Annotated in this window: 7 protein-coding genes; 5 read left to right on the top strand and 2 right to left on the bottom strand. The window is 69.6% G+C overall.

Annotated features, from left to right (window positions below; translation table 11 throughout):
- The 3 genes from ACY45C_RS18980 to ACY45C_RS18970 all read left to right on the top strand — a co-directional run.
- Positions 1-1,241 (top strand): FAD-dependent monooxygenase (locus ACY45C_RS18980; protein ID WP_462188924.1); only part of this gene is annotated, 1,241 nt, incomplete at its 5' end.
- 155 nt (positions 1,242-1,396) lie between these two features.
- Positions 1,397-1,825 carry a hypothetical protein gene (locus tag ACY45C_RS18975; RefSeq protein WP_462188925.1) on the top strand — a complete coding sequence of 143 codons (429 nt, stop codon included), beginning with the start codon at positions 1,397-1,399 and terminating at the stop codon, positions 1,823-1,825.
- 173 nt (positions 1,826-1,998) lie between these two features.
- Complete coding sequence (locus ACY45C_RS18970; RefSeq protein WP_462188923.1) at positions 1,999-2,862, top strand: MurR/RpiR family transcriptional regulator; 864 nt, start codon at positions 1,999-2,001, stop codon at positions 2,860-2,862.
- A 127-nt stretch (positions 2,863-2,989) separates the two neighbouring features.
- Here the strand turns inward: ACY45C_RS18970 and ACY45C_RS18965 are convergent, their stop codons facing one another.
- Positions 2,990-3,703, bottom strand: a complete 714-nt coding sequence (locus tag ACY45C_RS18965) for a VIT1/CCC1 transporter family protein (protein WP_462188922.1) — start codon at positions 3,701-3,703, stop codon at positions 2,990-2,992.
- 352 nt (positions 3,704-4,055) lie between these two features.
- Between ACY45C_RS18965 and ACY45C_RS18960 the strand changes: the two genes are divergently transcribed.
- Both ACY45C_RS18960 and ACY45C_RS18955 read left to right on the top strand, forming a co-directional pair.
- Positions 4,056-4,724, top strand: a complete 669-nt coding sequence (locus ACY45C_RS18960; RefSeq protein ID WP_462188921.1) for a hypothetical protein — start codon at positions 4,056-4,058, stop codon at positions 4,722-4,724.
- A 446-nt stretch (positions 4,725-5,170) separates the two neighbouring features.
- Positions 5,171-5,506 carry an indolepyruvate ferredoxin oxidoreductase subunit alpha gene (locus ACY45C_RS18955; RefSeq protein WP_462188920.1) on the top strand — a complete coding sequence of 112 codons (336 nt, stop codon included), beginning with the start codon at positions 5,171-5,173 and terminating at the stop codon, positions 5,504-5,506.
- A 268-nt stretch (positions 5,507-5,774) separates the two neighbouring features.
- On the opposite strand, the gene ACY45C_RS18950 is transcribed toward ACY45C_RS18955, so the two are convergent.
- Positions 5,775-6,206, bottom strand: a complete 432-nt coding sequence (locus ACY45C_RS18950; RefSeq protein WP_462188919.1) for an RrF2 family transcriptional regulator — start codon at positions 6,204-6,206, stop codon at positions 5,775-5,777.
- Positions 6,207-6,419 lie beyond the last annotated feature (213 nt).

Genomic DNA, 6,419 nt, shown 5'->3' with positions numbered 1-6,419 from the left:
ATCAGATCCACGGCCAGCCTCGGGACATACTTCCCAAACAGGCCCTAGCCCCCTGGATCCGCGGCGTGCCACGGTCCGGGGTGGCGGTGCTGCGACAGGCGGCATACACGTTCCGGGCCCGGGTCGCTGACCGGTGGCGCCTCGGGCGGGTCTTCCTGCTTGGCGACGCGGCGCACGTGACCCCGCCGTTCATTGGCCAGGGTATGGGCGCCGGGCTACGCGACGCCGCCAACCTCAGCTGGAAGCTGGCGATGGTGCTGTCCGAAGGAGCCGACGACCGACTGCTCGACACCTACCAGCTCGAACGCGAACCCCACGTGGCCCGCCTGATCCGGACGGCGATCACGGTCGGCTGGGCGATGACCGGTGGTCAGGACAACGCCGCGGCCGCTCGGCGGCTGGTCCTTGCTGGAGCCTGCCGGGTCCCGGGCTTCAGCCATGCCGCCGCGCGTACGACGTCGCCCCGGCTACCCGCCGGGCCGCTGGTCCGACCCCGCCACCGCGGTCTTGGTGGCCTGGCCGGGACCCTGCTTCCACAACCGTGGGTCACCGTCGACCGGCGTCGGTGCCGCCTCGATGACCTGCTCGGTGACTCCTTTGCGATCGTCGCTTCCGGCCCGCTCGATCCCGGCCTCTCGGTCCTGGCGCGGCGCCTGCGGGCGCGGGTCTTCCAGGTCCGCGCCGCCACCAGCGGTTCGGGTGCCACCAGCGGTTCGGGGCATCCGGCCGGCCTGGACGACGGTGACGACGCCGTCATCTCCGACGGCGGGATCTTGGCCGGCTGGTTGCGCCGGGCGGGGGCCGGGGCCGTGCTGGTGCGCCCCGACCGGGTCGTCCTGGCCGCGGCACCGCAGGCGCGCGGAAACGGCGCGGTCGGCGCGGCCATAGCCCGGGACTCGGCCGGGTGGCTGCCGCTGCTGCCGCCCACCCGCACCTCCCGCCTCAGAGGAGAACTCCGCCTCTTCGGACCGGCCGCGCGGGTCCCGCCAACCGGCTTCGCTCGCACCGCGCCGAACGGTGCCTGTTCGGGAAGGACCAGCATGACGACGAACCCGGGTGGCCTTCCGACTCCTGTCGACCCGACCGCGGGCTGCTGCCCTACCCAGTCTGATCGATCGAGCGGTCCGACGACAGGGCATGTTCGGCGACCGCCTCCGGCTGCTCTGCCGACGGTGCGGATCCGGGCCCGCGTGTTCCGGTGTCGGCAAGCTGGCGGCCCTCGATGTCGAATGTGTCAGTAATGACAGATCGCCGGTCCTTGTTGGCTTGTGATTGCGGTCACCCGTTGATCGCCTGCCGGGCGGGGACTCACTGCCGGAGGATCGCGAACGTCTCCTGGAGCAGGCGCAACGCGGTCGTGAGCGTCCGGTCCGGTTGGGGCAGCGCGGAGAAGGCGATGAGAGTGCTGCGCATCGCCGCCGCCGTCCGCCCGGCTGAGTCGTTCGGCAAGGGCGTGTGCCAGGCCGTCCTCGAACTCGCGCAGCAATGTCGTGACGGACCTGCTCGGTTGGGTCACAAAGGCGACCGGTGGGCCGCTGAACAGAAGGCCGAGGCCGACGCCACGCTCAGCCGCGATGGCGAACAACGCGTTACACACGGCGGTCTACGGGGGCTCGTCGGCCGGGCGGACGCGGACATGCTCTTGGAGCACCGGGATCAGGGCGTGCGTCTCACCGAGAACCAGGTCTTCCTTGGACGGGAAATATCGGAACCGAAGGCCGGCCGGCTGCTGGCTCGGATCCCCGTCGGCCGTGAGCCGCACGGTCTCGCGGTCTGGCCGCAACCCGGTCGCTACTCCCTCGGCCATACTGGGATCATGCGCTGAGGGTCGCGGACGAGCTCCGGACCCCTTCACCCTGGCCGACACCGACCGCCCGGGACCGAAATGGACTTTCATGATACATGATACTATGGAATATTCATCCGAAGTTTACCTTTAGGCATCTGACCGTTGCGTCTACGCGCTTAGCGTGACGTGTCGTGACTAGTGATGTGACTGTGAGGGTCGAGGGCGGCGCTGCCGCGCCCGCCGTGTTGGAGCGCATCCGGGCTTTGTCGGCGTCGCTGTCGTCGGCGGAGCAGCGGGTGGCGCGGCAGGTCCTCGCCGACCCGGTTGCGATGATCCACCAGTCGGTGAGCGAGCTGGCGCAGGTGTCGGGAAGCTCGCCGGCGACGGTGGTGCGGTTCTGCCAGAGCCTCGGGCTTCGGGGCTATCAGGAACTCAAGCTGGCGCTGATCCGGGAGACGCTGCCGGTGGAGCGGCAGCTGGTGGACGAGGTGTCCGCGGCCGATGGCCCGGATGAGATCGCCGGGAAGGTGCTCGGCGGGGCGGCGAGTGCGCTGACCGAGGCGGCGCGGGGGATCGACGGTGGCGTGCTGGCGGCGATCGCCGACCTGGTCGTCGCCGCGCCGCGGACGTTGTTCGTGGCGGTGGGGACGTCGGCGCCGCTGGCGATGGATGCCGCCTACCGGCTGACCACGGTCGGGGTCGATGCGCGGTTCGCCGGGGACGCGCATGTGCAGCACGTCACCGCCCGGATGCTGGCGGCGGGTGATCTGTGTGTTGCGGTCAGCCACACCGGCTCGACGGCGGAGACACTGGCGGCGATGCGGGCGGCCGTGGACGCCGGGGCGCACACCGCCGCGATCACGAGCTTTGCCCGGTCACCGTTGACCGAGCTGGTGCAGCACGCGGTGGTGGTGGGCAGTCGGGAGACGGCGTATCGCATCGAGGCGATGACCAGCCGGATCGTGCACCTGTCGGTGCTCGACGCCCTGTTCGCCCTCGTGGTGGTGCGCAGCCCGCGCAGCCCCGGCGCGCTGGCGATGACCGCCGACGTGATCGTCGAACACCGGATGTAGCCGCCTACCAGACCCGGCGGCGCCGGTGCCGACGACCCGTGGTTCGCCCCGCGCCCACCGAGGAACGGTATGAGCCCACGGACCAGCGGTGGATCGGTGGTGGGCTCAGGTACGTCCCGGCGGTCGGTCAGCCGCTGGCCGCGCCGGTGATCAGACCGACCAGCGCGGTGACCAGCATGGCCGCGGCGCCGCCCAGCACGACGCGCAGGGCCGGACGTAGCAGCGCCATACCGGCGGCCCGCGCGGCGAGCATGCCCGCGACGGCGAGACCGATCATCGTCACCACGACGACGAGCGCCAGGCGGCCCGCCCCCGCCGGGGCCGACATCCCGAGGAACGGCACCAGCCCGCCGGCCGTGAAGCTGCCCGCCGACGCGACGGCGGCCTGGACCGGGCGCGCCCGGGTGGCCTCACTCTGGCCGAGTTCGTCGCGCAGGTGCGCCTCCAGCGCACCCCGCTCGGTCAGTGCCACGGCGACCTGCCTGGCGAGGTCGTGCGGAAGGCCGCGCCGCTCGTAGATGCCGACCAGCTCGGCGAGCTCGGCCGCGGGGTTGGCCGCCAGCTCCGCGCTCTCCTTGGCCCGGTCCGCGTGTTCCACGTCGGCCTGGGAGCTCACCGACACATACTCCCCGGCCGCCATCGACATCGCCCCCGCGGTCAGACCCGCGATCCCGGCGGTCAGGACCGCGCCGGTGGAGGCGCCGCTCGCGGCGACGCCGACGATGAGGCTGGAGGTGGAGACCAGGCCGTCGTTCGCGCCGAGGACGGCCGCGCGCAGCCAGCCCGAACGGTTCGTGCTGTGCCGCTCCGGGTGCCGTCGCATCGCACCGAATGTCGCCATGGGGGCATTACAGCACGGTGTTGGCGATCAGCATGGGTACGCTCAACGGATCAAGAACCATCTCTGCCCGTTCCTCGAGGTAGACCGCTGGAAATCGTGCGGGGGGCGTCATGGCCGAGTACATGCCTTGGCCGAGTACATGCCCTGACCGAGTACATGCCCTGACCGAGTACAAGGCTGACGGAATTCCGGCCGCCGGTCGGCGCGGGAAAACCCGTAGGCCGGTCGGGGAAGGTCCCGCCCGGCCTACGCGCGGAGGTGAACCAATCCGGATGCCCCGCGCCGGCCCTGCGAATGATGAACGGCAATGATGGACAATCAAGGCTGACAGTGATCGCGCGACGTGGGATTGGTGACCTTGCCCCGACATCGTCCGATGCGGCCGGGACCGCGTACCCCGTACGAGGAGAGCTGGCTGGCTGGCGCGGAACTCGGTGAGGCGCTCACGCGCGGATGGCGTCCGCGGGCACAACCCGTGCAGATCGCGCTGGGTGCGGGTGAAGCCGTGCTGGCCCAGGCACCCGTCTGCGTCTGGCAGTACATCGGCCAGAACGTCACCTATAATCAGGGGTGGTTCGTCGCCTTCGGTAGTCCCCTTCTGCTCGGCGCGTCCCTGCTCGGCAGTGCCCTGTACAACGGCAGCCAGCGCAGGCGCGCCGAGGCGCTCGCCGCGGTCCAGTGGCGCCCTGTCTCCCAGGGGCACCTTTTCCTGACGAACTGGCGCCTCGCGCTGGCGCTCACGACCGGCTGGACCGATATCGGCTACCCGTACCTGCGGGCGTCCGGTGTGGACGGCGACAGCATGGTCATCATGCTTGCCGGCCAACCCCCCGTCCGACTGCAGGTGTGGCCGGCGCACTGGTTCTTCGTGCTCATGAGATTCCTCGCCTACGGCGAGATCGTCCGGATGGAAATTCCGTCCCACCTGCAACGATCGACTGCCCCCGGGCCCTCGAACCTCCGCCTGGATCGTGAACCCCCGCCCGGGCGGGGTCTGGGGAACGCCGGTGACGCCGCATGATCAGCGGCCTTCCCGGAGTGTGATCAGTGGGTACGCCCGGTGGGTACGGCCGGCGGGTACCGGCGTCCGGATTTCTCCCGGGGGCGGCCCCGCTACCCTGCTGCCTCGTGCCGGGCCGGTACCGTGATGGCGTCCTCCGGGAAAATGCGGGCGGGTATTCAAGCGTGATTCGGGTCAAGATAATGTTATTGATAAAAATATCCTTGAGATTTTCCTTCGAGTGGATTTCGATGATATCCATGAGGCTTGCCTCGCGGATAATTTGTTTACATGCCGTTCACGGTGCACGACCTGCCAGCGCCCCGCGAACCTATACCATTCATTCGGGTTCGCCGCACGGCCATCCGTCTCGGTCGGAACCAGCCGAGAAGAAGTCGGAGGCCAGCCATGGGATTGACTGCCGTCCGGATGTGGTCCGGCATGGTCGATCGAAAGTGAGGGTTCTCATGCCATTTGTCATCACCGCCGCGTGTATCGATGTCAAGGACGGCTCCTGCCTGGAGGGGTGCCCGGCCGATTGCATCTACGAGGGTGACCGTAAGATGTACATCAATCCGGACGAGTGCACGGAATGCGGCGCCTGCGCAGTGTCCTGCCCGGTCGGCGCGGCCATCAGTGACGACCGTGTTTCCGCGAAGGACAAGGAGTTCGTTGAAAGCGAGGCGCTGTTCTTCAGCACCGTCCTGCCAGGTCGGGACGCACCGCTCGGCGAGCCGGGCGGCGCCACGAAGCTCGGTAAGATCAAGGCTGATACGCCCTTCATCGCCGCCTACGGAAGCTGACGAGGGCGACCTCGGGTATTCGCCGGGGCGGAGCACGATAAAGCGGAACAGTAGCGGGAAAAACGAACCGAGAGAATTCGCGGAAAGGCCGGTGCTGGCGGACCTCGGGTCCGAGGCGCCGGCCTGACGCCGAGACGTTGCGGGGGATTCCTCCCGTAACCAGCCTGCGTTCCAGACGATTCTATCCCGCAGGTCCGACAGAACGGCGGGGTCCGCTCGTCCAGTCCCGGGTAGTTCCAGGGCGTTTCGTGGAGGACGGGGCCGGGTGTCAGCGGACCGGTGGCGCGAGGGAGCGCAGGACGGCGCCGGCGGGTTCGTCGGTGAGCTCGGCGAGGGTCACCTCGTCGAGCGTGACCAGGAAGTTCTCCTGAGCTCGTCGCAGGAGGGGGCGCAGTCGGCAGGCGCATCGCAGCGGGCACGGGGGACCGTCGCAGGAGACGAACTCGTCCGTGCCCTCGAGGGCACGGACGATGTGCCCGACGGTGACCTGCGTCGCGCCCGGGGCGAGCAGCACCCCGCCGGTGCGTCCGCGTACGGTGACCACGAGGTCGAGCCGCTGGAGGCGTTGCACGATCTTCGCCATGTGGGTGAGCGGAACATCGAGGACTTTCGAGAGGTCGCGGACGGTGAGGCGATCCTCCCGGGTGGCTGCGAGCATGAGCGCCCGCAGCGCCAGGTCGGTCGACTGGGTCAGGTGCATGGGAGCGCACCTGTCGAGGTGACGGTCACCCGACCATCTTGCCTTCTACTCTTCGTAGAAGATTGTCCCGACGGCACCTGCGTCCCACGGGTGCCGCCTGCCGAGGTCGGACCTCGGCGGGAGCGCGGCCCCGGGTGTGACATCGCGCCGGGACCGACCGGTGCCGGCCGGTGCCGGCCTCCTCGTGGCGACCGCGGACCCCCCGGCCGGGGG

This window comes from Frankia sp. CcWB2 (genome assembly GCF_977927585.1).
This window is presented reverse-complemented; position numbering and strand designations above follow the sequence as displayed.

What these genes read in the sequence shown, in the direction of transcription:
- ACY45C_RS18975 (WP_462188925.1), top strand. Translation starts at nt 1,397, where the DNA reads ATGAGAGTGCTGCGCATCGCCGCCGCCGTCCGCCCGGCTGAGTCGTTC.
- ACY45C_RS18965 (WP_462188922.1), bottom strand. Translation starts at nt 3,703, where the DNA reads ATGGCGACATTCGGTGCGATGCGACGGCACCCGGAGCGGCACAGCACG.
- ACY45C_RS18955 (WP_462188920.1), top strand. Translation starts at nt 5,171, where the DNA reads ATGCCATTTGTCATCACCGCCGCGTGTATCGATGTCAAGGACGGCTCC.
- ACY45C_RS18950 (WP_462188919.1), bottom strand. Translation starts at nt 6,206, where the DNA reads ATGCACCTGACCCAGTCGACCGACCTGGCGCTGCGGGCGCTCATGCTC.